Origin of the sequence: Lichenicoccus sp. (assembly GCF_965276875.1) — a bacterium.
GTDB lineage: Bacteria > Pseudomonadota > Alphaproteobacteria > Acetobacterales > Acetobacteraceae > Lichenicoccus.
Map to the genome: position 1 here is coordinate 2,099,456 of NZ_OZ255701.1, position 24,493 is coordinate 2,123,948.

Below are 24,493 nucleotides of genomic sequence, written 5' to 3' on the forward strand. Positions count from 1 at the left end.
TACTACCCGCCATCAGCCCACCTGCGGCATCCCATCCGGGATCACCGTGCGCACGATGGAGGCGTCGAGCGCCTCGTACTCGTGCAGGCCGATGGTGTCATAGAGCTCGTGGCGGGTCTGCATGCGCTCGACCATCGCATGCGTCCCCCCCACGGCGCGGATGGAGGCATACAGCTCTTCCTGCGCCTTGTTGGCGACGCGCAGCGACGAGACCGGCCAGATCACCATCCGGTAACCCATGTCCTCGAACTCGGACGCGGTGAAGAACGGCGTGCGGCCGAACTCGGTCATGTTGGCCAGCAGTGCCACACCCGGCATGCGCTCGGCGAAGGCGCGGAACATCTCGGCGGTGTTCAGCGCCTCTGGGAAGATCGCATCGGCGCCGGCCTCGACATAGAGCTTTGCCCGCGCCACCGCGCCGTCGAGCCCTTCGGACGCCGCGGCATCGGTGCGGGCCACGATCACCAGGTCGCGACGCGCGCGTGCCGCCGCCGCCACCTTGGCCGCCATGTCATGCGCGTCCGCCAGCCGCTTGTCGTTCAGGTGGCCGCACTTCTTGGGCAGCAACTGGTCCTCGAGGTGCATGGCGGCAGCGCCGGCCTCCTCGAAGCTGCGCACGGTGTGCATGACGTTGAGCGCCTCGCCATAGCCGGTGTCGCCGTCCACCAGCACCGGCAGGCCGGAGGCGCGCGCCACCTGGCGGATGAAGAAGACCACCTCGTCGACGGTGATGATGCCGAGGTCCGGCAGGCCCATCGAGGCGGTCATCGCCGCACCCGACAAATAGCAGGCTTCGAAGCCGGCGTGTTTGGCCTGGATTGCCGCCATGCCGTTATGGGTGCCGGGGATTTGCAGGATCGACGAGCGTGTCAGCAGGTCGCGGAAGCGCCGGCCGGCCGTCTCCGTCGGCAGATCCGAGCTGAGCAAGTAGGGCATGTGCGAACTCCGTCAGGAACGCTGGTCGAGCGGCACGAAGGGCAGGTTTTCCGGCCCGGTATAGTTCGCCGACGGGCGGATGATCTTGCCGTCGAGACGCTGCTCGATCACATGCGCCGACCAGCCCGCGGTGCGCGCGATCACGAACAAAGGCGTGAACATCGCCGTCGGCACGCCCATCTGCTGGTAGGAAACCGCGGAGAACCAATCCAGGTTCGGGAACATGCGCTTGGCATCGGCCATGACGCTCTCGATCCGCTCGGCGACGGCGTAGCGGGTGGTGGCATTATTCTCCTGCGCGAGTGCGCGCGCCACCCCCTTGATCACCAGGTTGCGCGGATCGGACACGGTATAGACCGGGTGGCCGAAGCCGATCACCACCTCCTTCGCCGCGACACGGCGGCGGATATCGGCTTCCGCCTCGTCCGGCGTGGCGTAACGCTGTTGGATCTGGAGCGCCACCTCGTTGGCACCGCCATGCTTGGGTCCGCGCAACGCGCCGATGCCGCCGGCGATGGCGGAATACAAATCCGATCCGGTGCCGGCGATCACCCGGGCGGCGAAGGTCGAGGCGTTGAACTCGTGCTCGGCGTAGAGGTTGAGCGAGGTGTGCATTGCCCGCACCCAGCTCGGCCGCGGCGCGGTCCGGTGCAGCAGGCGCAGGAAATGCCCGCCGATGCTGTCGTCGTCGGTCTCCACGTCGATGCGCAAGCCGTTATTTGTGTAGTGGTACCAGACCAGCAGCATTGAGCCGAGCGAGGCGATCAGCCGGTCGGCGATGTCGCGGGCGCCAGCAACGTCATGGCTCTCCTTCTCCGGCAGAACGCAGCCCAGCGCAGAGACCCCGGTGCGCATCACGTCCATCGGGTGTGCTGCCGCCGGCAGCGATTCCAGCACCTGGCGCACCGAGGCCGGCACGCCGCGCAGCCGCCGCAGCTTTGCCTGATAGGCGGTGAGTTCCGCCCGGTTCGGCAGGGCGCCGTGCACCAGCAGATGCGCGATCTCCTCGAACGTGCAGGCCTCGGCGATGTCGATGATGTCGTAGCCGCGATAATGCAGGTCGTGACCGTGCAGCCCGACCGTGCAGAGAGCGGTGTTGCCGGCCACGACGCCGGACAGCGCCACCGACTTCTTCGGCTTGGGGGCTGCCGGCGACACCGGATCGGTGCTGGCCTGATCGTTCATGTGTCGTTCTCCTGCATCAGCCGAACAGGCCGGACCGGCCGCGTTCGAGTGTGGCCGCGGGCACCGCAACGTTCAGTGTAAGCAGCTCGTCCGCGCTCAGGCTCGGCAGACGCTGCACCAGATCCAGGAAACGCGCGGCTTCACCTTGGTCCAGCAGGCCCTCTGTCAGGGTGCGGAACTTGGCGATGTAGGAGTCCCGCTTCCAGGGTGTCGCCCCCAGCGGATGCGCGTTCGCCACCGCCAGCTCGTCCTCGATCACCTGCCCGTCCTGGAGGGTGATGACGATGCGGCCGCCGAACGCCTTGATTGCCGGATCGACCGAATGGTACCGCTCGGTCCAGCGGGCGTCCTCGATGGTGCGTATCTTCGACCATAGCCGCACGGTGTCGGACCGCTGCGCCCGCTCCGGCGCATAGGAGCGCACGTGGTGCCAGGCGCCGTCCTGCAAGGCGACGGCGACGATATACATGATCGAGTGGTCGAGCGTCTCACGCGAGGCGCGGGGATCGAACTTCTGCGGGTCGTTGGAGCCGGTGCCGATGACGTAATGGGTGTGATGCGAGGTCTCGATCAGGATGTCGCGGACCTGATCCCAGTCCGCAACCTGCTTGCCAAGACGAAAGCACAGATCGATCAGCGCCTGGCTCTGGTACTCGGCCGAGTGCTCCTTGGTGTAGGTGTCGAGGATCGCGCGCTTCGGCTCGCCGGGAGCCGGCAGCGGCACCGCATAGCGCGCCTCGCGGCCGCCCAGCATCCAGGCGATCACCCCGTCCTCGCCCTCATAGATCGGCGACGGCGCGCCCTCGCCGCGCATCGCCCGGTCCACCGCCTCGATCGCCAGCTTGCCGGCATGGCTGGGCGCGAACGCCTTCCACGACGAGATCTCGCCCTTGCGCGATTGCCGTGTCGCGGTGGTCACGTGCAGCGCCTGTTGCACCGCCTGGAACACGGTCTCCGCCGGCAGCCCCAGCATGGCACCGATACCGGCGGCGGCGGACGGACCGAGATGGGCCACATGGTCGATCTTGTGCGCATGCAGGCAGATCGCGCGCACCAGGTCGACCTGGATCTCGTAGCCGGTGGCAATACCGCGCAGCAGCTCGGCGCCGCTCCGTCCGGTCTGCTGCGCCACCGCCAGGATCGGCGGAATGTTGTCGCCCGGATGGGAATACTCCGCCGCCAGGAAGGTGTCGTGGTAGTCGAGCTCGCGCACCGCGGTGCCGTTCGCCCAGGCCGCCCATTCGGCATGCACCCTGACCTCCGGACCGCAGCCGAACAGCGCGGCACCGCCTTGGCGGGCATGCGCCAGCGCCTGGTCGCGCGCGATGACCGCTGGATGGCGGTTGATCGAGGCGATCGCCACCGACGCATTGTCGATGATCCTATTCACGATCATTTCGGCAACGTCGTCCTCGACCGGTGCCGGATCGACCGCGACCTGCGCAATCTTCCAGGCAAGCTGCTCCTCGCGCGGCAGGCGGTCGCTCTCGGGATGAACGCGGACGTCGTGGGTAATCATCGTGTCCTCTCTCCGCCGGGTGCGGCGCCGCACTATCATCCCGCAGGACGGCAGGATAAAGCCCGATTGATGCATAATTTTGCGTACGAACCGGAAGGAATTGCGGATGTTGCGAACGAACGCGCCACCCCGGCTGTTCGTCGGCGAGCGCCTGCGACGCCTGCGCGAGCAGCACCGCATCAGCCAGGCCGCCCTGGCCCGATCGATCGGCCTGTCGCCCAGCTATCTGAGCCAGATCGAATGCGACCAGCGGCCGCTGCCGCGCCGTATCCTGCACCGTCTGGCGGAGCGCCTCGGCGTCTCGGTCTCCGCCTTCGAGGACAGCGAGACGCTGCGGCTGGTGCATGATCTGCGTGAGGCCACCGCCGACCCGCTGTTCGGCGGCACCATCGTCAGCCTGGCCGAGGCCGAAGCCAGTATCCAGGCGGCTCCCGTCGTCGCCGAGCGGTTCCTGACTCTCTACCGCGCGTTTCGGGCCCGCGGCGAGCAGGTGGCGCCGGCCGGCCGGGACATCCCCTTGGTCGTGAGCTCCAGCTACGAGGAGGTGCGCGACTGGGTGCAGAGCCACCGCAACCATTTCGCCGGCCTGGACCGCGCGGCCGAGGAACTCGTCGAACGCGAGGGTTTCAGCCGCAACGCCCTCCAGGAGGACCTGACACGGACCCTGCGCGACCGGCACGGCATCGCCGTCGAGAGCCGGGCCGCCCTGTTGGAGCAAGGGACGGTCTGGAAGCTGAACCGGGCGACCCGAACCCTGGCCTTGGCCGAGGAGGCGACGATCGAAAGCCGGGTATTCTGGATGGCCCACGCGGTGGCGCAACTCGAGCAACGACGCGAGATCGAACGCGTGCTGCGTCGTGCGCCGCTCTCCACCCCCGAAGCGACCGCCCTGGCGCGGGTCGGGCTCGCCAACTATTTCGCCGGTGCGTTGATGATGCCGTATGCACGGTTCCTGCAGGAGGCACGCGCCGTTCGTTATGACGTCGCCCGGCTGCAGCAACGGTTCGGCGCCAGCTTCGAGCAGGTGTGCCACCGCCTCAGCACCATGCAGCGCCCGAGCATGCCCGGCCTGCCGTTCTTCTTCCTCAAGACCGACATTGCCGGCAACGTGCTCAAGCGCTCCTCGGCGACGCGCTTCCAGTTCGCCCGGTTCGGCGGTCCCTGCCCGCTCTGGAACGTCTATGGCGCGTTCGCCCGTCCCGGCGAGACCCTGGTGCAGCTGGCGCGCACGCCGGACGACGTGACCTACCTAAACATCGCGCGGACCGTCGGACGTAGCGACAGCGCCTATCTCAGCCGACCGCGGTCGGTCGCGGTGGTGCTGGGCTGCGAGATCGAATACGCGCCGCTGACGGTCTACGCCGCCGGTCTGGACCTCGGCAGTCCGGCGGCGGCGGTGCCGATCGGCCCGGGCTGTCGGGCGTGCGAGCGGCTCGGCTGCCGACACCGGGCGGTGCCGCCGGCGGGCCGCGCCCTGGACGTCGGCTCGGGCGAACGCGGCGTCGTGCCATATCGCATCCTGCCCGACCTCAACCAGGGTTCGAGAAACGAGCAGATTTGACCGATGGCATCCCGCACGCGGCATTGGCCGCGGTCAGGTCCAGTACAGGACGCGCACGCCGGCCAAATGCCGCGTCAGCGATCCCTCGATCGCGGCCCGCATCGCCGTCATCTCTTCTTTCGGAAACACGTACTTCACTGAGCCGAACTTGGTCGTCTTGCGGCTGCGCACCGCCTCGTCCATCTCCAGCGCGCTGCCGGGATACCACTTGGCGAGCACCTCCCTGGATTTGGGGGTGAACCGGTGCGTGATCAGCTCGGCCGTCAGATCGACACCGTCCACGCCGTCCAGCGCCGCGGCCACGTCGGCGAACAGGCGGTCGTAGGCGTCCTGCCAGCCGGGCAGACGCAGGATGGGCGCCACGGTGAGGCCGACCTTATAGCCCGCCTGCGCCACCGCCCGCAGTGCGGCCAGCCGCTGCGCCATACGCGGCGCGCCACCCTCGTGCCGCTCCGCGCCCGCTGCATTCACGGAAAAGCGCATCCGTGTGCGCCCCTGGTGGCGCAGGCCCAGCAACGGGCCGACCGCGTCGAACTTGGTGGTGAAGCGGAGCTGCACGTCCGCGTCCCAGGCGCCGAAATGCGCAATGGAGGTCGCCAGGTGCCCGGTCAGGTGCTCGATGGCCAGCGGGTCCGTGTAGCAGGAGCACTCGAACGTCGTGCCCTCCGACGCCCGCGCCGATGACGCGGACGTGACACGCCCGTGCCCCACCGCCGCCGGCAGCTCCGCCAGGATTTCGGGTAGGTTGGCATAGGCCCGCACGATCGGCGGCCCGGCGAGCGAGCCCGCGAGATAGCAATAGCTGCAATGCGCCGGGCAGCCCTCCGCCAGGTCGAACCGCCAGTCGGCCGACGGCGGGATAGGCTGCAGTCGGCGGCGGCTGGGGCTCGCGGTCACGATTGCAAAGGTGCGCTTGGCATCGCGATATTGATCCGGCAGGCCGGACAGGCGGTCCGACTTCAGACGCACCACCTCGGTGCCCAGTGCGGCCGCGCGCTCGGCCATGGCAGCACCCTCCGGCCAGGCGAGTGCCGCCGGCGTGGCAAGGACGAACTTGGGGATCCAGGGCTGTCGCACGCCCGGCATATTGGTATGCGGGACAAGAAAGGGAGCTTTTGGAGCAGCGGCAGCGATCACACCCCAGGGACGGCCACCCTGACTCCCTCGATCCGGCCGGTCCGCTCAGTGCGCCGCGGTTCGCGGAAGTAGTCCGGGGCCGTGCAGATAAACAGGGTGCGGCGCTCCGGACCGCCCATCGCGCAGGCAAAGGCAGAGCGGCCGACTTCGACCCGCTCCAGGAGCGCGCCCCCCTCTTGCACCCGCACGCAGGCATTGCCCGAGGTCGAGGCGACCCAGACACATCCCTCCAAATCCAGGCAAATCCCGTCCGGGTAGCTGTGCTCCGGAAGTTGCGCCCATACCCTGCGGCCTGAGAGCGATCCGTCGGCCGCAATATCGAAGGCGCTCAGCCGGGCGGCAAAGGTCTCGGCCACGATCAGCGTGCGCTGGTCGGCTGTGATCACCATGCCATTGGGGAACAGCAGGCCCTCAGCCACGATGCGTGCGCGCCCATCGGGTTCGATCATCGCGAGCACGGTATCGGCGATCGGTTCACCCTCTTCCAAATCGAAGCCGAAGTTGCCGACGTAGGCGCGGCCCGTTGCATCCACGACCATGTCGTTCAGCCGACGCGGCACAAGCAAGCTGAGGTCGGCATGCACGACAAGGTCGCCGTCCGGCTCACGGCGCAGCACCGTGCGGTCCATCATCGAGACGACGAGCAGCCGGCCGTCGGGGAGCCAACCGAGGCCAGAGGGCCGGTGCTCCACGGCCGCCTCGGTCCGCGCGCCGTCCTCTGGAGACCAGCTTTGCACCCTCTCGGCATGCATGTCAGACCACCAGAGCCGGCCGTCTCTCCAGCGCGGTCCCTCGGCAAAAGCCAGCTCTTCAACAAAGGTTTGCACAGCCAAGTCCCTCCCGCATCATCTCTGCTGTCGGCCCTCGTCAGGCCATTTTGACTGTAAGTAAGCCTGGAGACGACCGATCGACCAGTGTCGAATTGCAGCAATACCGGGACGCAAGTTCCAGCAGCCGCGGATTTGGCCAGTGCTGTGAGACCGGTCAAGGCGACCTTGAGCCGGCAACGTTGATTGCTCCGTCCGCCGGTTTTATGGCGACTAACCGCGCCTTTCCGAGCCTGCGTCGGCCTTTTCCGGCTTCAGACAAAACCTGCTTGTTCGATGAAATGGCGGTTCACCAGGGCATGATCGTGCGGTAACGCCGCGTTGAGCCGCTGGACATGAAGCGGTAGGCTGCTCGCAGAGCGGCAGGCGCGAAGCCGGTCATGAACCCCAGGCCCAGTCGGCGACGATCCACGGCTCTGGCCATAGCGGGCTCACTCGGATGCCCTCGGGTCGGAGGAACGCTCTGTTGTCTCCCACAATTTTTGCCACGATGCGAACTCTGAAGGCGTGATCTGATAGCGGGCAAAATCACCCTCATGCAGGCTCACGACTTCGGCCTCCGCCATTTTGATGAAACGCACTTGCTCATCCGGCGCAATCTTTTCTCTGGACCAAGCGGCTATCCGCGCGACAGCCTGCTTTCGGTTCATGCCAGCGCGCACGATCGCGCTGACAATTTCGCGCAAGTGAATTCTGTGGCGAAGACGGAATGGATCGGGTTCGCCGAGAGATTGCCGGACGGCGGCGTAGCGCGCGGCCGAACGCTCATAGGCCTAGATGAAAACATCCTTGAGGAGATCGACTTTTCATCTCACAAACGCTAATAACAGCCTCGGTATATGCATCACGGGGCACCTCGGTAAATGAGAGTAGCGGCAGATTGCTCCTGATCAGCGGAATTTTGGCGGCAAGGCGCGACACACGCTTGTTCACATCATCGAACGGCTGCAGGTACGGAAGCTGTGCCATGACGAAGAACGCCTGCTCAAAGGGGTCTTCGGTGGCGGCGGCGGTGGCAAGACTTTGATCAAAGCATACCTCGATGAGCTGTAACACCTGGAGCGGGTGAAAAGCAGATCGTTCTATTCCAACAGCAATCTATCGAAGCCGACCGGCAGCCGCCGGATCGGCGAGCAGGTGATTTGCCAGCAGCGCGTGAAGATTGAGGAGTGTGTAGCGGTTGAAGCCGATCTCACTGGCCATCGTGACCAGAAACTTGTTGGCGTCCTTGTGGTTAAGGATCATCTGCGCGGCGAAATGCCCACGCCCTCTGCTTCGTCGCCCAACTCTATGAGGCGCTTGGTGTCGAGCAGCGAATAGGCATTTCCCTAGAGCCGGCTGGAATTCCATGCAAGGTCGATGAGCAGCCTGCTCAGAAACTGTTTGGCGTAGGTCCCCGCTGGTTGCTCAGCCATTTGGGGCCGACCGACTTGCGCAAGATGCCGCCGGGTGCCGACGCCGATCGGCTTCGAGCGAAGATCGAGAAAGCAATCTCGGGGAAGTAGCAGGGGAGCGCAGGCGCCACCGCACAGACCTCGGCCGGGCGCTTGCAATCTCCTTATCAGGAGAGTATATCCTCCGACGGAGGAATCGTCCTATGAGTGTTGCTCAGCCTGCCTACCCAGCCACCCGCTATCGGCCGGCTCCCGTTACTGATCTGACCGATAAGGCACTGCGTGAGCGGCTAAGCCCATCGGCGCTCCGAGCTTTTTTCAACATCGTGGAGCGATGGAGCATACGGGACGAGGACGCACGAGTTTTGCTGGGCGGCCTCTCGAACGGTCCCTACTACAGCTGGCGCAAAGACCCAGAGCGAACGCTCGACACCGACATGCTGACGCGGGTTTCCTACCTGATCGGCATCTTCAAGGCGTTGAACGTCCTTTATGGTGAAAAGCTAGCCGACGAATGGGTGCGGCTGCCCAATCAGAATCCGATCTTCGCGGACCGGACGCCGCTGGCCTACATGATGGCTGGCGGCGTGCCGGCGCTCCAGACCGTGCGGCGTCTGCTCGACGCGCGCCGAGGTGGACTCTGATCGCAACACTCCCGCCAACGACGCTGGTTCGCCAGTTCGACGCGCACCGTTTGATCCCTTCGAAATACAGCGCCGGCGGCGACAGCGTGCTCTTGCGGATTGCCGACGACGATGCGCACTTCCACGAACTCGCCGAACTTGAGGGCGCCACGAACGATCGGCTGTTGGCCGAGACCGGCTTGCTTCTGGGGATCGGGCTGCACGAGTTGGTATTTGCCGTTCCATATGCGCGGATCGTGAATGCCGCATTCTGCCATGCTCATCCGCTTGGCAGCCGGTTCAATGGTCCCGATCGCGGTGCCTGGTACGCGGCATTTGCGACCGAGACTGCGCAGGCCGAAGTCGCCTTTCATCGGTCCGCGGACTACGCCGAGATCGGCCGCTTTGAGGACAGCGTCACCTACGACGACTACCTGGCCGACTTCAGCGCCGATCTCCACGACCTGCGCAATGCACCAGACTTCGCCCCAAGCCTCGCGCCCGACAGCTATGTCGCCTCTCAAGGCCTGGCAGAAGCTTTGCTCGCGGCACGTTCGCTCGGCGTCGTTTACCCGAGCGTGCGTGACGCGTCCGGAACCTGTCTGGCCTGTTTTAGGCCAGCTCTGGTCAACAATGTGCGCAAGGGGGAGACCTTCCGCTTCACTTGGGCTGGCGAACCTGAGCCCCGCATCGAAATCGAACGTCCGTGACTCTGCGATGCTGCCGCACCGGGCGATGTATTTCGTAGTGGTCTTGCCCGCGGCGCCGCGACCGGCCGCACTTCTAAATGCCAACGGCGAGCGAGGGTTCGGATTCCTTCGCCCGCTCCACACCTTTCAGGAGTTTGAAACAGTGCCGAGATGGAGGAAAGACAGCCACTTGTGCGATGAACGTGCCGGATTTAAGAAAATCTGGTTTCGCAAGAAGTGTCGGTTCGACCCCGACCACCCGCACCATCAACCGGGCGAGCGTTACCCTTTGAAGGTGGAGGCCACGACATTCGAGTCGCGTCGGGTGCTACAGTCCCTTTTCGTGAAGTAGTCCGTTAGAGGTGGCTCACCAAATGGAGAGAGTTCCTCGAGCGGAGCGGTTCTCGAAGCTTGATGTCTCGTACAGGCGGCTCGCCAAACATTCGTTTGTACTCGCGGCTGAACTGGGACGGGCTCGCGTAACCCACAGTGAACGCCGTGGTTGTTACGGGCGTGTTCCCGGCATGGAGTATCCGGCGGGCCTCGAGCAGACGTAGGTAGCGCTGGTAGGCGAGCGGGCTGTAGCCGGTGACCGCCTTGAAGTGCCGGTGGAGCGACGTCGAGCTCATGCCGACGTCGCCGGCAAGACGTTTGACGCTGAGCGGCTTATTCGCGTTGCAGCCAATCCAGTCCGCCGCTGCACGTATCTGAGCGAAGCGCGAGCCGCGCCGGCCCACTTGGCCAAGCGTGTCGCCGAGCGGTCCCTGTAGCAGGCGGTAGCATAGTTCACGCGCAAATGGTCCGGCGAGCACGGGAGCATCGGCCGGCGTCGCCAGCAGGCGTAGCATACGGCCGAACGGCTCCAGAATCTCCGACTCCGCAGGGGCCGCAGCGAAGCTCGGGGCTTCCCGTTCGGAAGCATCCGGCAAGGTCATCAGCAGGTCGGCCACGACGCCGGGGTCAAGTCTCAGCTCCGCGCCGACGTAGGGCTTGGCGGCAGAGGCCTCGATCACCTGGCTGACGAAGGGCAAACCGACGCTCGCCACAGCGCAGGTTCCTGCACCAAAGTCGTGCGTTCGACCAGCGAATGTCAGGCGCTTCGATCCTTGCAGCACAACGTAGAAGACAGGCTCGAAGAGCGCAGGAACCGGCGCCGTTGGCTCGGCGCTGCACCGGATCATCAGGGCTGGAACGGCGGACCGAGCCGGTGGCGAGCTGGCATACTCGGCAGCGAGCGCCGCCTGTTCGGACACCATTGCTTCGATCTCCATTACGCGTCGCCTCCACCTAACCCGTCTTGAAGTGACGCGTCTGGTAGGATCAGGCAAGCCTCTGGCAGCATCGGGAATGTGGATCTCGCTCCTCGTCACGACATGAGGGCCTGGAGGTGACCATGTCAGACAAGACCAACGCACTCGTAACCGGCGCGAACAAGGGCATCGGCCTGGCCATCGCCCGCCAACTAGGCGAGCGGGGCTTCGCCGTCTGGCTCGGCTGCCGTGACGCCGATCGCGGCGAAGCGGCTGCGGCCGGCCTGCGCGAGGCCGGCGTGCTGGACGTGCTCGTCAACAATGCCGGGATCAGTGTCGGCAGCCCGCCGCCGGAAGTGACCGAGAAAGCTATCAGAGATGTACGCGCGATGCTCGAGGTTAACACGCTCGGGCCACTCCGGGTGACGCAGGCGTTGCTGCCGCTCCTGCGCAAGTCGGCCGCGCCGCGCATCGTACTGATGAGCAGCGGCCTCGGCTCGATTTCCGAGACCGCCGACATAGCGAGCCTGATCTGGAACGTGGGGGCCGCCGGCTATTCCGCGTCGAAGGCTGGCTCAACATGCTCACCGTGAAGCTCGCCAAGGCGCTGCTCGCCGACGGGATCAAGGTCAACGCCGCCGATCCCGGCTACACCGCCGCCGTGGAACTGGCGATACTGGGCCCGCTCGGGCCGACCGGCGGCTTCTCTAACGACGGGTATGCCGACAAGATGGGCCACTATCGGTGGTGATCCGATGATGCACCAGAAACCTGGCCAGGCGGCCGCCGCCGGCCCGACAATCGAGGAAATGACGATGACCGATCAAGCGCTCTCCACCTTGCCGCGCGAAGCCAAGGGCCCGCTCGCGCCGCCGCCGATGCTCGGCGGACCGGTGCAGGCGGTGGCCGACGCCGTCGCCGCCTGGCCCGAGGTCGAGGCCACGACGCACTGGCATCTCAACGACCAGACCCGTGTCGACGGGATCGACTTCTATGTCGGGTCGAACGAACTCGGCCACATTCATCTCGACGGCTGGATCCACCTCGCCACTACGCCGGAACTCGGAGCGGAGATGGTCGCCGAGGGCCTAGGAAAGCCGTTCCCATGGGCGCGAGGTTGGACGATGGCCAGCATCAGCCGCCTGGGCGTCGACGCCGCTGTGGCGCTCTTCCGCCGGAACTACGATCGGCTGCGATCAGCCGCTCATTGACCGCTCATTCGGCTGGTCCCCGCCGCCGACCAGTCTGACCTACAACGGAGATCTCACGTGATCGTCGTCACGACGCCTACCAGCAATATCAGCCACCACGTCGTCCAGCATCTGCTCGACGGCAACGAAGCGTTGCGCTGCATCGTGCGCGACGCGGGCAAGCTGCCGCAGACGGTCCGCGATCGAGCCGATATCGTCGAGGGATCGCACGGCGATGCCGCGGTGGTCGACCGCGCCTTCGACGGCGCGGAGGCCGTGTTCTGGGTAGCGCCGCCCACCCCGTCGGAAACGCTCGACCACACGTACATCAACTTCACCCGCCCTGCGGCCGAAGCGATCCGCCGCCTTGGCATTCCGCGCGTCGTCGTGGTCGCCGCGCTTGGCCGCGGCACCGAATGGGAGGACGCTCGACATGGGCGCGGCCGCGGCTCGCCTGCTAGTGGATAAACTCTGGACTGGTCAGGAAGACTATCCTGTGCTTGGGCCGGAGGATCTGTCGTTCAACGAGATCGCCTTCGTCTCCGAGGTGCTCGGCCGCCAGGTGCGCTATAGCCGGATCCCGTTCGACGGCTTCAAGACGCAGCTGAAGGCGCGAGGCATGAGCGAGAACTTCGCCCAAGGCTATGTCGACACGATGCGCGCCAAGAACGAGGGCATGGACAATACGACGGCGCGCAGCCTCGAGCATACTGGCGCGACCATCTTTCGGCAGTGGACGAAGCAGGTGCTTATGCCCGCAATGGGCAGATAGAAACTTGACGGCGTCGGCCGCGGTCCTGATGACGAGGCGACGTCCGCCTGTCCGCTGGTCAGCTTCTGCGCATCGATTCCATCCGTGGAGGGGCTCCTCCCTCAGCCCAGAATGAAGGGAATCGGTCGATCTGCGGCACGTCCTAAAAGCGGAAACCAGCTTCCGGATAAGCCGGCTGCTCTTGGTAAATCGAGCGGGCTACGGATACATCCGACATCCGCTCGATGATGGAACTTGAGCGCGTTGCGTTGGAGCCGGAGAGGAATTGAGACAATGAAGATCGCCGTAATCGGGTTGGGCAATATTGGTTCTAACGTCGCGAAGAACCTAACGATGGGCGGGACTCGCGTAATTGTTGCCGATAAGACCTTCAGTAAGTCTGAACAGCTCGCCGCGAAGTTAGGCGCAAACGCCTCCTCCGCCACGATCGATGAGGCAATGAGTAGAGCCGATGTGATCGTCCTCGCCGTCTGGCTTGACGCGATCAAGGACGTAATCGCGACGCATCGCCTGGATTTGGCGGGCAAAATCGTCGTGGATCCTTCAAATCCAATTACCTCGGATGGAAAAGGCGGCTTCAAGAAGACCATTCCCGAAAACCAGTCGTCGGGCCAGATGATCGCGCGGCTGCTACCGGAAGGGGCTGAGCTGGTGAAAGCGTTTGGCACAGTTAGCGCTGATTCGTTGGGATCTGCGGCCAACAGGTCGCCGGAGCGAGCAGTTCTATTCTACGCGACTGACTTCCCCGAGGCCGGGAAAGTCGTGTCGGATCTGATTACCGCGAGTGGTTTCTCTCCGATTTCCGTTGGCAGGATCGACCAGTCGATCCGCATCGAAGTCTTCGGCGAACTTCATGAGTATGGCAAGCTGGGTAAGCTGGTCTCCGCAAGCGAGGCGAAAGCGCTCGTCTAGATCTCATCAGCACAGGTGCCGCCCGTTCCGCTCACTACCCAGCTACGCTGACCTCGACACAGCTTCTGACGTGCTTTGTCGTCTATACAGAGCATGTGGCGCTAAGCGGCGAAATTCGGCGGGAGGAGGGATCTGCATTCAAACCGTATAGTATGCCTCCGGTCCGTTTGCTGCGCGCACTGAAGCTGTGAGAGCCGATCCGTTGATCGATCCGACGAGACTTGCTGAGAGCGACGCATGAGGCTTTGGTGCCGCAGCTCTCGATCCTGGGAAACGCCATGACCGATCACAGTTTTCGCATCAGCGTTCCTGACGCCGTACTTGCAAATCTTCGAAGACGGTTGGAAGGCGCGCGGTGGCCGGCATCGCTCAATGCGGCGAGCTGGGAAGACGGCGCCAGCGTCTTGTTCATGCAGCGCCTCGTCGACCACTGGCTCCATCACTTCGACTGGCGCGTGCAGGAAGAGCGGCTGAACAGTCTGCCGAACCGGATGATGACCGTGCACCGTCAGGACGTCCACTTCGTGCATCAGCTTGGCGCGGGACCATCGCCCATGCCGCTGATCCTGACGCACGGCTGGCCAGGCTCCTATGTCGAGTTCGAGAGACTGATCCCGCTACTCGCGGACCCGGGCGCAAACGGCGGCGATCCGGCCGACGCCTTTAACGTCGTCGTGCCGTCGCTGCCTGGTTACGGCTTCTCACCGGCGCCACATCATCCAGGCGTAAGTTCACGAGAGATCGCCATCTTGTGGCATGATCTGATGACTGGGCTCGGCTACAGCCGTTTCGGCGCGCAGGGCGGCGACATTGGCGCCGGTGTGTCGACCTGGCTCGCGCGGATGTTCCCTGACGCGGTGTCCGGCATCCATCTCAACTACATCCCCGGCAGCTTCCGTCCGCCAGCCGGCGGATCGGCTGCGCCAATCTCCACGGAGGAGCAGGCCTTTCTCGATACGCGCGCATCTTGGTCCGCGCAGGAGGGAGCCTATGCAGCGCTGCAGGGTACGAAGCCGCAGACGCTTTCGTTTGCGCTGACAGACTCTCCGGTTGGGCTCGCCGCCTGGATCACCGAAAAGGTCCGGGCGTGGAGTGATTGTGACGGGGACATCGAGAGCGTCATCCCCCTTGACACGCTTCTCACCGACATCTCGCTGTATTGGTTCAGCGACAGCCTGACAACTTCGTTGCGACTCTACAAAGAGAACCGCCTCCGGCCGCTCGCCTTCGAACCCGGCGAAAGAGTGACCCCGCCTCTTGGGGTGGCGCTGTTCCCCCGCGAGCTGCCGATGCCGCCGCGCTCCTGGCTTGAGCGCGTCTTCGACGTACAGCGCTGGACCACCATGCCAAAGGGGGGGCACTTCGCGGCGCTGGAGCAACCGAAGCTTCTCGCCGACGACATCCGCGCCTTCTTCCGGCCGCTCCGGTCGCGATCAGCGTAACGCTGGGTCATTCAGAGCTGACTTTCGGAAGCGAGCTGTTCGAGGTCCAGCTCCCATTCGATGGCGCGAAGCGTCTCGTCATGTATCGCACCCGACGAGTGCAGTCGGAGCGCCTCGCGCCGAGCCGCTTCGATCCCGTGCAGGACCGCCGTGTGATGTTTGGCGCGGTGACTGTGATGTTCGTCGGCGTCCTCCCACGCGGCGGCCGTCAGTGCCGCTCGTCGTCCGTACTGTTCCAGCAGGCGCGGATGCCGCTCCGTGCCGTCGGTTTGGCGGGAGATTTCGGCGATCGCACCCAACTGCGCCCGGGCTACGTGCACGCGCGCTCTGGCTTCGTGTTCACGTCGCCGAGCGGCATCCTCGTCTCCGGTAATACCTACGAGGCGGATCAGCGGCCCAAGCGTGGTTCCTTGAACGAGCACCGTCACGAGGATGGTCGCGAAGGCAGCAACGATCACGACGTCGCGCCCTGGCAGCGTTTCTGGAAGCGAAAGGGCGGCGGCAAGTGTCACCACACCGCGCATGCCTGCCCACCCGAGCACGGTGGCTGTTGCGAGCGACGGCGTGGCGACGCTCGCGAAGCCGAGGTGCCGTGCGACGTGCCGACCAGCCCAGGTCGCGTACAGCCAAACCATACGTGCGGCGACGGCGGCGATCACGACGCCTGCGACAGGGATGAGCAGGCCGCGCCCGGGGGCGCCGGTTCCGATACGTCCAAGGACATCGTGGAGAGCCAAGCCGATCAGGACGAAGAGCAGGGACTCGAGCAGGAAGGTCAGCGCGCTCCAGAACGCTTGCGCGCGAACGCGGGTAGCGGCCGAAAGCGCGCCGTGTTGGCGGCGGCCCACCACGATGCCGGCCGCGACCGTCGCCAAGACGCCCGAGACGCCGATCCGTTCGCCTCCGACATAGGCGGCGGCGGGAAGCAGCAATGTGATCAGGATCGCCGTATCGCTCTCGGCACGTTTGAGAAGGAGAATGCCGACTCGTCCAACCACGTACCCGAGGACTACGCCGCCGACCGAGAGGACGACGAAGCTGGTTGACGCCTGTATTATCGAAAACGTGCCGGTGATCGCTGCAGCAACTGCGAAGCGGAAGAGCACAAGGCCGCTGGCGTCGTTAAGGAGGCTTTCGCCCTCAAGCGTAGCGGTCAGACGCCCCGGAAGGCTTAGCCGCTTGAGCACGGCCGCGGCGGCAACGGCGTCTGGAGGCGACACGATCGCTCCCAACGCGAAGCAGACGGCCCAAGGCAGCGTAGGAAGAAGGCTGTGGGCGACAATTCCCACAACGGCCGTCGTGAAGACGACAGCGCCGAGGGCGAGCATGCCGATCGCACCGAGGTTCGTGCGAAACTCGACCCAGGCTGTGAAGTAGCCACCACTCATCAGGAGCGGCGGCAAGAAGACCAGCAGGACCAACTCGGGATCGAGCGTGAAGGCCGGGGCTCCCGGCAGGACGGCGATGACGGCGCCGCCCAGGATGAAGGCCGCGGCGGGCGGCAGCCTCAGTCGTCGCGCGAGCGCTTCGAGCGCCGCGACTGCGGCAAGCAGTAAGAGGACGAACTCATATTGGTGCGCGGCCGACATCTTCAGATCGCGGCGAAGCCGCCGCCCGTGGCGGTAAACCCGCCCTCGATTAGGAGGCGCTCGACCTGGCCATGATGCTCGAACGGCGGCACGCCCTCCCCATGGCTGGTCACGCCGCCATGCACCTCAATCTCCTTGGCGGCTCCTCCTGGTTTGATGCTCAGCGGCACGGCGGCCAGACGGGTCATCACGCCCTTCACCAGCGAGTCGCCCGTTCCGCCAAAGGTCTCGATTCCTCGCTTCACAAGGAACCGACCGACGGGTCGGCTGATCTGTATCCCGACAGCGCCGTCTCCCCGGGTCACCACCCGGTCGAAGATCGCCTCTCCGAGCGTGCCGTCGTAGACGTTGAATCCTCGAGCTCCTGCTCCGAACGTCTCGATAGGCGCCTCGACGACCAGCGAACTCAGATCGCCGAAATTGACGAAGCCGATCGCGCTCGGCCCAAGCGATGTGATGCGGGAGTCGGCTCGCCAGTTATCAACCGAGCCCCAGTTGTCCAGCACCATGTCGTTCGGACCATAGGTCGTGACCGACCCCCGGTTGTGGACGACGTGTGCGTGTGTTCCTGAGACGACGAAGACCCCGCCGGCGATGCGGTCTGCGGTCCCGGCGGTAATGCCGCCGTGGCTGTGGACCTCATCTGTGACCAGGCGAGTGACGAGTGTTCGCCCGCCACCGGGCGTGCCTCCGACGAAGATGCCGCCGCCGCGTACGGGCTGCCCCGGTCGCCCGACACCGACACCATGGAGGTCGGCGGTGACGAGCGAAGCGGGATCGGCTTGGCGGTTCCACAGCATGAAGGCGCCGGGAATGACCTCGACGCCGTAGCCGCTCGGCCGCATCTCGCACGCCGTCGCGTCCGCCTCCTCGATGAGGACGTCCAGCGCGGAGACGTGCCCGGCCATCGCTTCTTCCTCCGCGAGGACCCGGACGCATCCTGCGACGCGAAGGTGCTTCAGGTCGACCCGACCGAAACCCGCGAAGCTTGTGTCATTGTAGATTGCGCGCCGATCGGGATCGGTCGCGAGGGTCAGCCCCTCGATCGCGTTGTCGGCGCTGAGCTGCACTCCATCGACCCTGGCCGAGAAGCACAATGTGGCGGCGTTGCTCCCTTTGAGCGACTGCCCCGGCCCAAGGCGAATTGAAGGGACCTCAGCCAGGTCCTGCTTGACGACGATCTCGCCCACGTCCGGGCTCCCCGCCGCCGAGATTAGCTCATCCCGCGTCGCGACGAGCTTGGAGGTGGTCACAGCGCGACTTCGTGGATGATCGTTCGGTACTCGACGAAATCCTCGATCGCCGATGCGCCGTTCAGACGACCAAGCCCGCTCTGCTTATACCCACCCTCTTCGGACTCGTCATAAACGACCGCCCAGTTGTTGATCCACACCGTGCCGGCCTCCAGTTGGCGCGCGACGCGCATCGGCCGGTCGACGTCGGTCGACCAGACCGACGCGGACAGGCCGTACATGCTGTCGTTGGCCAGGCGAACCGCTTCCGCCTCATCATCGAACGCCTGCATCACCAGCACCGGCCCGAACACCTCGTTCTGCGCGATCGGCAGGCTGTGGTCTTCAATCTCGAGGAGCGTCGGCCGGTAGAACGCTCCCTTGGCGAGCGGACCATCGGTGATCGGGCCGCCGCGGACCACCGACTTGGCGCCCTGTGCGATGGCCTGCTCGACCAGCTTGTTGATGCGTTCGACGTTGGGCTTGTCGATGATCGGACCCATGTCGCTCGACGGATCGGACGCCGGGCCGACCTTAACGGCTTCGAGGCGGTCGGCCATACGCTTGCGGACTTCGTCGAGAATCGGGCGGTGCACGAGCAGCCGGCTGCCGGTCATGCAGAACTGCCCAGCGAAGGTCGTCAACGCCTTCTCGATCACGGGCAGCGCCTTGTCGAGATCCGCGTCATCGAGGAGGATCATTGGGGTCTTGCCGCCCAATTCACCGCCGAAACGCTTCATGTTGGGCGCACCGTTGGCCATGATCTGCTGCCCGGTCTTCGAACTGCCGGTCAGACTGATCATGGGCACGTCCGGGTGCGCCACGAACCGGCGTGCCGCCGCGCTGCCGCCCTCGTTGATCATGTTTATGACGCCGACGGGCATGCTCGTTACCTTGGCGAACAGCTCGTTCATCCTGGTGTTCGTCTGCGCAGTCGAGCCGGGAAGCTTGCCGACGACCGTGCAGCCGGCAGCGAGCGCCGGAGCAAGGCTGCGGATGAACAACACGACGGGGGAATTCCAAGGGGCCAGGATGCCGGCGACGCCCATCGGCTCGCGCAGCACTTGCGTGTACTTGCCGGGAGACGTCTCCATCGCGCGCCCGTAGTCGGTAAGCGCTAGCGCCGCATAGAAGCGGAGCTTGCCCGGCACCATCTCGACCTCGAACCGGGCCTCCGGTTTCACCTTGCCGTTTTCGAGGCTAAGGATCTCGATCAGCTCCTCAGTCGCGGCTTCGAAGACGTCGGCCATTTCGTTGATCGCTTTGGCGCGCATCCGTCGATCGCCCCGCCAAGAGCTTTCGCGGAAAGTCTTGAGCGCGACCGCGACGGCGCGATCCGCGACCGTCTCATCGGCCTCGGCATAGGTGCCGATCTTGTCGCCCGTCGCCGGATCGAAGCTGTCGCGATGCTCGGCACTATCGACCCACTCGCCGCCGATCCAGTGCCGCGCGTGCGCGAGGCGGTCTTTGGGGGCATCATTAGAATTTGTCATGCTGGCCATTGCGCGTCTCCTGACGGAAAGGGCCGGCGGAAGCGACGCCGAGACCGCCGCGCCTTCCCACAACGTGGCTTAACCCTTCGACCAGAATGTCAGCAGCCTGGGTTCACCGGATGCAGCGTCCGAGAACCGGAACGCTGCTTATCGTTGTGTTCTGATATGAGCAAAGCTAGTCGCCTGCCGCGAGTTGAGGCCACCTATGCCGGACCTAATGACCGACACTTCACTTGGACGACTCTCGGCCATCGCATTGCGGGCAGCGCAACTGCCAGGAGCGATTCAACAGTGTGAGTGCTGTAGATGAGGCTCGGACACGGCTCGACCGCAGATGATGTTTTAAGCGGGGTTGACCTGCGAGGACTACGCGTTCTGATCACCGGCATATCTTCCGGTATCGGACTGGAGATGGCGCGCGCGCTCACCGCCCGTGGCGCCGCAGTCGTCGGGACCATGCGCGATAGCGAAAGGCGCGCCAGTAGGTCTGCGACGTTGGCCGCCAGCCCGGAGGAACATGGTAGCATCGTCTATGAAAGCCTCGACCTTGCCTCGCTTTCCAGCGTTCGAGCCTGCGCCGATCGGCTTCTCCACGCTGGCCTTTCATTCGACGCCATCGTTGCAAATGCCGGCGTCATGGCTGTCCCGAAGGGCGTGACCAATGAGGGCTTTGAAACCCACATGGGCGTCAACTACCTCGGGCACTTCGCATTCGTGAATAGGCTTCGCCCGCTTATCGGTGCAAAAGGCAGGGTCGTTTCTGTTTCGTCTGCGGGCCACCGCGGAGCTGATGTCGAGCTAGACGACCTCGCATTCGAACGAATGCCCTATGATCCGCTTGTAGCTTATCGGCGTTCGAAGACCGCCTTAATCCTGTTCGCTGTAGCACTCGATCGCCGTGAGCGCGGACGAAGTGTTCGTGCTACCGCGGTTCATCCAGGTGCCGTTCTCACGAACACCGCGAGGCGCTTAATCGCGGACCAACCGAACGCTGCTGCAAACTTCAGCTGGAAATCGCCCGCTCAGGGCGCAGCAACGCCGCTGTGGGCGGCTTTTGCTGCCGATAGTCAGGAAGCAGGAGGGCGATACTGCGAGGACTGCCACGTCGCAGGTGTTATCGACGATCCGTCTATCAACCACGGTGTACGCAGTTACGCGCTCGACCAAGAACGTGCCGAGAAACTATGGCGCGTGAGCGCTGCCCTTACAGGCGAGGGTTCCGACTAGGCCGTCTAGGAAATCCGCGCGCTCCTGCCTCTGCTTTGTTGATCGCGGCTCCCACCAAGGTGCCGCCCATAGAATACTGCGAGCCTTTCGATCGCTTGATCAACATACTCTGCCTTGTCGTACATGTCGTAGTGGCCGGCACCATCCACGACGAAGAAATCCTCTGCATTGCGTGCACGCTCAAACAGCGTCTTGCCATCCTCATAGGAGAAGGTGGTTGCGAACCGGCCTCCGACGACGATCTGCACGGGCTGAATGAGGAGTTCCTCGACGAGACAAAAGGCGTCGTAGCCGAGAAGCTGAGCGAAGCTGCGAAAGTACATCCGATTGGTCGAGTTTGCGTTGAAGCCGCGAGGCGTTCGATAGAAATCGACGGCGTCGAGGACGTCGCGATCGGTGATGCCCTCCGCCTTTGCCTCTTTAAGGCTGTTGGGGATCCAACGGTCCCTTCGCGGTTCTGCTCCCCGCGCCTCGGCCGTCCGCTGCGCGCCGACTGCTTCCAGGGTCTTGATAATCGCGCCAGCCTTGAGCTCCGCCTGGCGGTATGCCCGTCCGATATTGACGGCAACGACGGTGCCTAGAGCCTGCACGCGGTGATCGGTCATGGCGGCGCTGACCGCATACCCACCACCAGCGCACAGCCCGAGGAGGCCAATCCTGTGCTCCGCAACGAAGGGCCGCGTCACGAGATAATCGATCGCGCAGCGGACGTCCTCGATGCGCGCTGCCGGGCTTTCCAGATCGCGCGGTTCGCCGCCGCTTTCACCCTGGAAGGAAGGGTCGAAAGCCAGCGCCACGAAGCCGTGTTCCGCCAACTTCTGTCCGTAGACCGCCCCGATCTGTTCCTTGACGCTACTGCCAGGCGTGACGATGACCAGCGCCGCATATTGCCCGGCTTCGTCGAAGCCTTCGGGAAGATGCAGGTCTCCTGCAACTTCAATGCTGCCGTTCCGGAACCTGACGTGCCTCGGTTCGCCGGTCATCGCGATCTCCTATCTGCTTTCGCTGAAGCTGCGCACCTCGCTGCCGCTGAAGACTGCGTTTTGCCGCATCGGCGGGCGGGAGAGTGCATACAGCATGCGCGGTTCTCCACTGCTGACGGCGCCGAGCGCCTTCGCGTGCTCTTCGCCAAGCGTGAGGTCGAGCGCGGCAAGGTTATCTTGCAGCTGTTCCACCTTGCTCACGCCGAGCAGCGGCGACGTCACGCCCGGTTGAGCAAGCACCCAGGCGAGCGCCACCCTCGCGGGCGGCTGACCGATCGCATCGGCGACACGCTTCAGCTCATCGACGATCGCCCAGTTCTTTGCGGTGAACAGAGTGTCACCGAACGGATTGGCCCCGTCGAGGCGCTTGTCATCCTCCGGCCGCTGCTCGTCCTTAGCCGCCGCGTCGGTTGGCAGGCCGCCGGCGCGCTCACCGCCCGCTTCAACCGCCGCCCGATTGTATTTGCCCGTGAGGAGACCGAACGCGAGCGGGCTCCAGGGCACAAGTCCCATCCCCGCGTCCAGCGCGAGCGGCACATGCTCGTCCTCTACGTCGCGGTTTACCAGCGAGTAGAAATATTGCAGCGCCACGGGCCCCGGCATTCCGCGAGCGGCCGCAGTGGCCGCCACTTTGGCGACGTACCAAGCCGGCGCATTCGACATGCCCCAATAACGAATCTTTCCCGACCGAACGAGCGCGGACATTGTCTCAAGAAGCTCCTCGGCCGGCGTCACGCCATCCGAGACATGCGTCCAGTAGAGGTCGACGTAGTCGGTCCCCAAACGCTTGAGCGATCCGTCGAGGGCCTGGTGAATATGCTTGGCGCCGTTACCACCGGCGTGTGGGCCTTTGCCTGCCGCAAAGCCTGACTTGGTCGCGATTACCAGGTCGTCGCGCAGACTACGCTCCACGACGAGGCCTCCGAGGATCTCCTCGCTGCGTCCGCTGGAATAGACGTCAGCGGTGTCGATGAAGTTGCCGCCGGCATCGACATAGGCTTCGAACACGGCGCGGCTGGTATCCTCGCCCGTGCCCCATCGAGCTGTTCCGAAGGTCATGGTTCCGAGAGCCAGGGGGCTGACGGCTAGACCGGATCGACCGAGCGTCCGGTATTGGTCCAAGGCCATTTTATGATTCCGTAGTGATTGCTAGGAAACGTCGTTTGGGCTGCTTGTGGTTCGCTGTCAACTGTTTCATAGTAATCGCTATGGAACTTGAGTCGCCCGTCCGCAGTCGTGTGGGATCGGCTTCACCGGCACGGCGACGCCATCCGGATGTCTGCTGGCCACCGCTGCGATCACCGGCTCGCCAGAGGCCGCCGACGTGCGCGCCGAGCTCGCGGCCGTCCGGCGCCGGATCGAAGCGTCTCTGCGTGCCAGGATCGAGCGCGCCAAGGCGGCGGGCGAGCGCATGCCAGACACCAACGCCGAGACACCCGCCGCGCTGGTAATCGCAACGATCCAGGGCCTCTCGACCATGGCGAGAGACGGCGCGCCTCGTGAGAAGCTGCTGCGCGTCGCCGCTGCGGCCTTGTGCGCCTGGGGTCACGCGAGCCGCTGAAACTCTTCGGCCGCGCCTCTGCAACCGTCCGAAGCCTTCGTAAGGTCTGCCAGGCTTAAGAATGCGCGAACCCCAAACGACGCTGGAAGGCGAGGTGATAAGCCGCAAGGCGCACCTCGATCATTGGGTCGCCCGCAAACGTGATGCCCAGTGGCAGCACGCCCGGATCGAACGTCAGGCGTTTCTGCGCCTCCTGGTTGGCGGCAAGATGGGTGAGCATGATCCGCCCGAGTTCGGTGTTTTCGCCCCCACCGGGCCAAGGCGCGCTGATGTCCTCGATGTCGACGTCGGCGGGCGCCCGTTGGAAACGGAGGACAAGTTCGACCCCGGCCGCCTCCAAGCGAGCGCGCAGCTCTCGGTCGAGACAGTCGGCCCCATACACTGCGTCGCGCAGCTTCCGCCGCGGCTGCCCGACACCGTCTACCGTGAGCCGCCCGACGACGGAGCCCCCGTCCCTGCGGGTCAGCCGGAATGGATGCAGCATATGATAGGCACCCTCTGCGAAGCTGCGCGACGGCTGCACCGCGCGCACGCCTGCGAAGCGGCGGGCGGCTTCATGTTCATTCATGTACTGGTCGATCAGACCGGGATGATCCGTCCCCTCGTTCAGCGCCTTCAGAAACGTCAGGAAGCCGTCGCCATTCCGAGCTGGGAACGCCTCAACGGAATGGCCGACCAGAACAAAGGTTGGCGGTTGACCGATCTGCACGGCGATACCGCGCGGGTTCGCGGCGTGATCATCCTGGCTGATTCGAGGGTTCCCGGTGGAGCTTGAGAAGCGCACGAGCGCCGGCTGATCCGACTCCGCGAAGATCGCGGCTTCCGTGAGCGCTTGCGCCTCGGCGCAGGGACGAAAACGGCCTTCAACAAGGATGCCCCGCGCGTGATTGACGCGGCAACCAGCTGCCGCCGGCGTACCGGCATAGAGCTCGTTAACGAGCGCACTTGCGGTTTCGACGCTCACCGGCGGC

Annotated in this window: 27 protein-coding genes; 12 read left to right on the forward strand and 15 right to left on the reverse strand. The window is 64.8% G+C overall.

Annotated features, from left to right (window positions below; all coding sequences use genetic code 11):
* Positions 1 to 12: 12 nt before the first annotated feature.
* From prpB to ACQY4K_RS10150, 3 genes are read right to left on the reverse strand one after another with little or no spacing between them, the layout of a single operon-like run.
* Complete coding sequence (gene prpB, locus ACQY4K_RS10140; RefSeq protein WP_428395743.1) at positions 13 to 936, reverse strand: methylisocitrate lyase; 924 nt, start codon at positions 934 to 936, stop codon at positions 13 to 15.
* Positions 937 to 948: 12 nt separating this feature from the next.
* Positions 949 to 2,121 (reverse strand): bifunctional 2-methylcitrate synthase/citrate synthase, encoded by a 1,173-nt coding sequence (gene prpC / locus ACQY4K_RS10145; protein ID WP_428395745.1) that lies wholly within the window; start codon positions 2,119 to 2,121, stop codon positions 949 to 951.
* 16 nt (positions 2,122 to 2,137) lie between these two features.
* The gene (locus tag ACQY4K_RS10150; protein WP_428395747.1) at positions 2,138 to 3,640 is read right to left on the reverse strand and encodes an MmgE/PrpD family protein; all 1,503 of its coding nucleotides are present in this window, start codon (positions 3,638 to 3,640) and stop codon (positions 2,138 to 2,140) included.
* Between the two features lie 106 nt (positions 3,641 to 3,746).
* Between ACQY4K_RS10150 and ACQY4K_RS10155 the strand changes: the two genes are divergently transcribed.
* Positions 3,747 to 5,201 carry a helix-turn-helix domain-containing protein gene (locus tag ACQY4K_RS10155; protein WP_428395749.1) on the forward strand — a complete coding sequence of 485 codons (1,455 nt, stop codon included), beginning with the start codon at positions 3,747 to 3,749 and terminating at the stop codon, positions 5,199 to 5,201.
* A 33-nt stretch (positions 5,202 to 5,234) separates the two neighbouring features.
* Here ACQY4K_RS10155 and ACQY4K_RS10160 read toward each other — a convergent pair whose 3' ends face one another.
* From ACQY4K_RS10160 to ACQY4K_RS10180, 5 genes are all read right to left on the reverse strand, one after another.
* Positions 5,235 to 6,287, reverse strand: a complete 1,053-nt coding sequence (locus tag ACQY4K_RS10160) for an SPL family radical SAM protein (RefSeq protein ID WP_428395751.1) — start codon at positions 6,285 to 6,287, stop codon at positions 5,235 to 5,237.
* Positions 6,288 to 6,334: 47 nt separating this feature from the next.
* Positions 6,335 to 7,165 carry an SMP-30/gluconolactonase/LRE family protein gene (locus tag ACQY4K_RS10165; protein ID WP_428395753.1) on the reverse strand — a complete coding sequence of 277 codons (831 nt, stop codon included), beginning with the start codon at positions 7,163 to 7,165 and terminating at the stop codon, positions 6,335 to 6,337.
* 431 nt (positions 7,166 to 7,596) lie between these two features.
* Entirely contained in the window at positions 7,597 to 7,851 is a 255-nt protein-coding gene (locus ACQY4K_RS10170) for a hypothetical protein (RefSeq protein WP_428395755.1), read from the reverse strand.
* Between the two features lie 79 nt (positions 7,852 to 7,930).
* Positions 7,931 to 8,221, reverse strand: coding sequence for a Fic family protein (locus ACQY4K_RS10175; RefSeq protein ID WP_428395757.1), 291 nt, complete (start codon positions 8,219 to 8,221; stop codon positions 7,931 to 7,933).
* Positions 8,222 to 8,263: 42 nt separating this feature from the next.
* Positions 8,264 to 8,410: a hypothetical protein gene (locus ACQY4K_RS10180; protein WP_428395759.1), complete on the reverse strand. Its 147-nt coding sequence runs from the start codon at positions 8,408 to 8,410 to the stop codon at positions 8,264 to 8,266.
* 352 nt (positions 8,411 to 8,762) lie between these two features.
* On the opposite strand from ACQY4K_RS10180, the gene ACQY4K_RS10185 reads away from it, so the two are divergent.
* Together ACQY4K_RS10185 and ACQY4K_RS10190 are read left to right on the forward strand one after the other, a co-directional pair.
* On the forward strand, positions 8,763 to 9,203 hold the full coding sequence (locus tag ACQY4K_RS10185; RefSeq protein ID WP_428395761.1) for an antitoxin Xre/MbcA/ParS toxin-binding domain-containing protein: 441 nt from the start codon (positions 8,763 to 8,765) through the stop codon (positions 9,201 to 9,203).
* Positions 9,204 to 9,253: 50 nt separating this feature from the next.
* The gene (locus tag ACQY4K_RS10190) at positions 9,254 to 9,892 is read left to right on the forward strand and encodes an RES family NAD+ phosphorylase (RefSeq protein ID WP_428395763.1); all 639 of its coding nucleotides are present in this window, start codon (positions 9,254 to 9,256) and stop codon (positions 9,890 to 9,892) included.
* Positions 9,893 to 10,227: 335 nt separating this feature from the next.
* On the opposite strand, the gene ACQY4K_RS10195 is transcribed toward ACQY4K_RS10190, so the two are convergent.
* Positions 10,228 to 11,142: an AraC family transcriptional regulator gene (locus tag ACQY4K_RS10195; RefSeq protein WP_428395765.1), complete on the reverse strand. Its 915-nt coding sequence runs from the start codon at positions 11,140 to 11,142 to the stop codon at positions 10,228 to 10,230.
* Positions 11,143 to 11,264: 122 nt separating this feature from the next.
* On the opposite strand from ACQY4K_RS10195, the gene ACQY4K_RS10200 reads away from it, so the two are divergent.
* From ACQY4K_RS10200 to ACQY4K_RS10230, 7 genes are all read left to right on the forward strand, one after another.
* Entirely contained in the window at positions 11,265 to 11,714 is a 450-nt protein-coding gene (locus tag ACQY4K_RS10200; protein WP_428395766.1) for an SDR family NAD(P)-dependent oxidoreductase, read from the forward strand.
* On the forward strand, positions 11,702 to 11,872 hold the full coding sequence (locus ACQY4K_RS10205; RefSeq protein ID WP_428395767.1) for a hypothetical protein: 171 nt from the start codon (positions 11,702 to 11,704) through the stop codon (positions 11,870 to 11,872). The genes ACQY4K_RS10200 and ACQY4K_RS10205 overlap by 13 nt, the downstream gene beginning before the upstream one ends.
* 64 nt (positions 11,873 to 11,936) lie before the next feature.
* Positions 11,937 to 12,332, forward strand: a complete 396-nt coding sequence (locus ACQY4K_RS10210; RefSeq protein WP_428395768.1) for a luciferase family protein — start codon at positions 11,937 to 11,939, stop codon at positions 12,330 to 12,332.
* 57 nt (positions 12,333 to 12,389) lie between these two features.
* Positions 12,390 to 12,779 (forward strand): NAD(P)H-binding protein, encoded by a 390-nt coding sequence (locus ACQY4K_RS10215; RefSeq protein ID WP_428395770.1) that lies wholly within the window; start codon positions 12,390 to 12,392, stop codon positions 12,777 to 12,779.
* Entirely contained in the window at positions 12,745 to 13,083 is a 339-nt protein-coding gene (locus tag ACQY4K_RS10220; RefSeq protein ID WP_428395772.1) for a hypothetical protein, read from the forward strand. Before ACQY4K_RS10215 ends, ACQY4K_RS10220 begins: the two co-directional genes overlap by 35 nt.
* A 243-nt stretch (positions 13,084 to 13,326) precedes the next feature.
* Positions 13,327 to 13,995, forward strand: coding sequence for an NADPH-dependent F420 reductase (locus ACQY4K_RS10225; RefSeq protein WP_428396057.1), 669 nt, complete (start codon positions 13,327 to 13,329; stop codon positions 13,993 to 13,995).
* 278 nt (positions 13,996 to 14,273) lie between these two features.
* A complete protein-coding gene (locus ACQY4K_RS10230) occupies positions 14,274 to 15,437 on the forward strand; it encodes an epoxide hydrolase family protein (RefSeq protein ID WP_428395774.1) in 1,164 nt (387 codons plus the stop codon).
* 11 nt (positions 15,438 to 15,448) lie between these two features.
* Here ACQY4K_RS10230 and ACQY4K_RS10235 read toward each other — a convergent pair whose 3' ends face one another.
* Genes ACQY4K_RS10235 through ACQY4K_RS10245 form a run of 3 tightly spaced genes read right to left on the reverse strand, consistent with a single transcriptional unit; the run spans position 15,449 to position 19,760 of the window.
* Entirely contained in the window at positions 15,449 to 17,026 is a 1,578-nt protein-coding gene (locus ACQY4K_RS10235) for a Na+/H+ antiporter (protein ID WP_428395776.1), read from the reverse strand.
* Between the two features lie 2 nt (positions 17,027 to 17,028).
* Entirely contained in the window at positions 17,029 to 18,216 is a 1,188-nt protein-coding gene (locus tag ACQY4K_RS10240) for a hypothetical protein (protein WP_428395778.1), read from the reverse strand.
* A gap of 59 nt (positions 18,217 to 18,275) precedes the next feature.
* Positions 18,276 to 19,760: an aldehyde dehydrogenase family protein gene (locus ACQY4K_RS10245; protein ID WP_428395780.1), complete on the reverse strand. Its 1,485-nt coding sequence runs from the start codon at positions 19,758 to 19,760 to the stop codon at positions 18,276 to 18,278.
* A gap of 297 nt (positions 19,761 to 20,057) precedes the next feature.
* Between ACQY4K_RS10245 and ACQY4K_RS10250 the strand changes: the two genes are divergently transcribed.
* Complete coding sequence (locus tag ACQY4K_RS10250; protein WP_428395781.1) at positions 20,058 to 20,978, forward strand: SDR family NAD(P)-dependent oxidoreductase; 921 nt, start codon at positions 20,058 to 20,060, stop codon at positions 20,976 to 20,978.
* A gap of 5 nt (positions 20,979 to 20,983) precedes the next feature.
* Here the strand turns inward: ACQY4K_RS10250 and ACQY4K_RS10255 are convergent, their stop codons facing one another.
* Together ACQY4K_RS10255 and ACQY4K_RS10260 are read right to left on the reverse strand one after the other, a co-directional pair.
* Positions 20,984 to 21,961: an alpha/beta hydrolase gene (locus ACQY4K_RS10255; protein WP_428395783.1), complete on the reverse strand. Its 978-nt coding sequence runs from the start codon at positions 21,959 to 21,961 to the stop codon at positions 20,984 to 20,986.
* A 9-nt stretch (positions 21,962 to 21,970) separates the two neighbouring features.
* Positions 21,971 to 23,089, reverse strand: coding sequence for an aldo/keto reductase (locus tag ACQY4K_RS10260; RefSeq protein WP_428395785.1), 1,119 nt, complete (start codon positions 23,087 to 23,089; stop codon positions 21,971 to 21,973).
* A 115-nt stretch (positions 23,090 to 23,204) separates the two neighbouring features.
* On the opposite strand from ACQY4K_RS10260, the gene ACQY4K_RS10265 reads away from it, so the two are divergent.
* A complete protein-coding gene (locus tag ACQY4K_RS10265) occupies positions 23,205 to 23,522 on the forward strand; it encodes a TetR family transcriptional regulator C-terminal domain-containing protein (protein WP_428396059.1) in 318 nt (105 codons plus the stop codon).
* Between the two features lie 55 nt (positions 23,523 to 23,577).
* Here the strand turns inward: ACQY4K_RS10265 and ACQY4K_RS10270 are convergent, their stop codons facing one another.
* The gene (locus tag ACQY4K_RS10270) at positions 23,578 to 24,486 is read right to left on the reverse strand and encodes a catalase (protein WP_428395786.1); all 909 of its coding nucleotides are present in this window, start codon (positions 24,484 to 24,486) and stop codon (positions 23,578 to 23,580) included.
* Between the last annotated feature and the right edge of the window lie 7 nt (positions 24,487 to 24,493).